Genomic DNA, 2,077 nt, shown 5'->3' with positions numbered 1-2,077 from the left:
AAAATAAAAAAGGAGAGAAGGAAATGAAAAAATATAAAATTTCATTATTATGTTTATTAATGACAATATTATGTATAGTGTCTTTCAATTTGATAGGAAGCGAAGTTTTAGAAGATGGAACACTACAAGAGCCATTCTTTTTAATTCCAATAGCATACTTATTTCTTATTATTTCAATAATAAGTGCAATAGTTGTAAAATTAAAAAATGTATATAAATCAAAAAAATCTAGATAGAGGAGAAAAGAAAAATGAAAAATTATTATTCAAAAATATTAAACACTATAGTTTCAGTTGGTATAGTTTTAACTTTGATTTTACTTATAGGCTTCCCTTTTATTTTAGGAGCATTAAACAAAACAACTTTTACGTATATGGATTCTAAATTTATACTTATTATAACTGTGGGTATTTATATTTGTGCCATACCTTATGTAATAGCTTTATTTAATTTAAAAAGATTATGTTCTCATATCACAAGCAAAAATCCTTTTTCTGAGAGTATACCAAAAATTATAAATAACATTGCCTATTGTGCATTTAGTGAAGCTATTCTTTTTAATTTAATGAATATAGTACTTTACTTTGTGTTTAATTTATATTTTTATGGTCTTACTATTTTACTTTGCGTAATAGTTTCGTTCTTATCACTTGCCATAGGAGTTTTTGCTCTTGTTTCATCTAAATTATTTGAAATTGCCATAGATATTAAGGATGAAAATGATAGAACTATTTAAGGAGGAAAGCAGATGGCTATAATTGTAAATTTGGATGTGATGATGGCAAAAAGAAAAATGAGTGCCACAGATCTTTCTAAGAAACTTGGAATTACCATGGCTAATTTATCCATATTAAAAAATAATAAGGCAAGGGCTGTGAGATTTACCACATTAAATGAAATATGTAAGGCTCTAGATTGTCAACCTGGAGATATTTTGGAATATGTAGCAGATGAGGATGAGATAGAGGAATAAGAGAAGGTATAATTGGGGGAGGAAATAAGAATATGAAGATTGTTAAAACAATTTTTAAAATATTTTTGGGCTTTCTAGCGATGATATTAATCTTCATAGGATTATTCTTTGGTCATATGATTTTTACTTTAATGAGTAGTGGTATGCTTTTTTGGGATAGTGAGGATGTAATATATGAAAACTGGAATATTAGATTACCACAAAATGGAGAAGAAATATATTATACAGATAGCGGTGCAAGTTTTCATGGAGATGGTGAAAGGTACTCAGTTTATGAATATGAAAATAAAGAAACTATAAATAGTGCCTTTGATTGGAAGAATAAAAAAGATGAAGATATGGAAAGAGAAATTAAAGAAGTACTAGAAAGGTTAAAAGAGCAAGATGTAAAAATATCAGAGGAATATAAAATTGACTTTAATAAAAAATATGAATATATCAGAAAAACAAAGGATGATAATTCTGAGTTATATTTGATTTACATAATTGAAGAAAATAAGATTTATGTTATTGAAGATATTTATTAAATTTAAATTGAGGGAATAGAAATGAAGAAAAAAATACTGACAACTATGATTTTATGTTTATCCATATTAATGATTGGATGTAATCAAAATAAAAATTTAGAGAATATGTCACATATAACAACTAAAGATTATACGGGAATTAAATGGAATGAAAAAATATATATTCCATTTTGTACAGTTGATCATGACCAAAGGGGTAAACAAATTGGAATTGTAGATAATGATAAAAATGATAAAGTTTATGAGTACAAAGGATACTCTACAGATGAATGGATTATATCTTTTTATTATTCTGGAGAAATGGATAACTCTATGTTAATGAGAGAGATAAGTGTAATTGATATACCAGATAATCTACACTTAGAATATGAATGAGACTAGCTTTATGTTCAAGTAAATATAATAGATGTAGATTAAAAAGGAGGAAGTTATGGGGATAACAATGTACTTACTGATAATGTTTTTTATATCAACTTTAGCATTAATAATTGGTATTATTACCAAAAATAAATTACTAGTAATTATTTTTGGTTTGATAGATTTTTTTATAATAGCTTTTATATTATTTTTAGTATTT

Annotated in this window: 5 protein-coding genes; all 5 read left to right on the top strand. The window is 25.4% G+C overall.

Going from position 1 to position 2,077, the window contains the following annotated elements:
• Window positions 1-23 precede the first annotated feature (23 nt).
• Genes NSA58_RS19485 through NSA58_RS19465 form a run of 5 tightly spaced genes read left to right on the top strand, consistent with a single transcriptional unit; the run spans window position 24 to window position 1,875 of the window.
• A complete protein-coding gene (locus NSA58_RS19485; RefSeq protein WP_257560879.1) occupies window positions 24-236 on the top strand; it encodes a DUF3955 domain-containing protein in 213 nt (70 codons plus the stop codon).
• Between the two features lie 14 nt (window positions 237-250).
• The gene (locus NSA58_RS19480) at window positions 251-736 is read left to right on the top strand and encodes a DUF2975 domain-containing protein (RefSeq protein WP_074429944.1); all 486 of its coding nucleotides are present in this window, start codon (window positions 251-253) and stop codon (window positions 734-736) included.
• 12 nt (window positions 737-748) lie between these two features.
• Window positions 749-973 (top strand): helix-turn-helix domain-containing protein, encoded by a 225-nt coding sequence (locus tag NSA58_RS19475; protein WP_074429943.1) that lies wholly within the window; start codon window positions 749-751, stop codon window positions 971-973.
• Between the two features lie 32 nt (window positions 974-1,005).
• Window positions 1,006-1,500: a hypothetical protein gene (locus NSA58_RS19470; RefSeq protein WP_039680705.1), complete on the top strand. Its 495-nt coding sequence runs from the start codon at window positions 1,006-1,008 to the stop codon at window positions 1,498-1,500.
• A gap of 21 nt (window positions 1,501-1,521) precedes the next feature.
• Window positions 1,522-1,875 carry a hypothetical protein gene (locus tag NSA58_RS19465; RefSeq protein WP_039680706.1) on the top strand — a complete coding sequence of 118 codons (354 nt, stop codon included), beginning with the start codon at window positions 1,522-1,524 and terminating at the stop codon, window positions 1,873-1,875.
• Window positions 1,876-2,077 lie beyond the last annotated feature (202 nt).

This window comes from Terrisporobacter muris (assembly GCF_024621905.1).
GTDB lineage: Bacteria > Bacillota > Clostridia > Peptostreptococcales > Peptostreptococcaceae > Terrisporobacter > Terrisporobacter muris.
The sequence above is the reverse complement of the archived record's forward strand: the minus strand, read 5'-3'. Positions and strand labels throughout refer to the sequence as shown.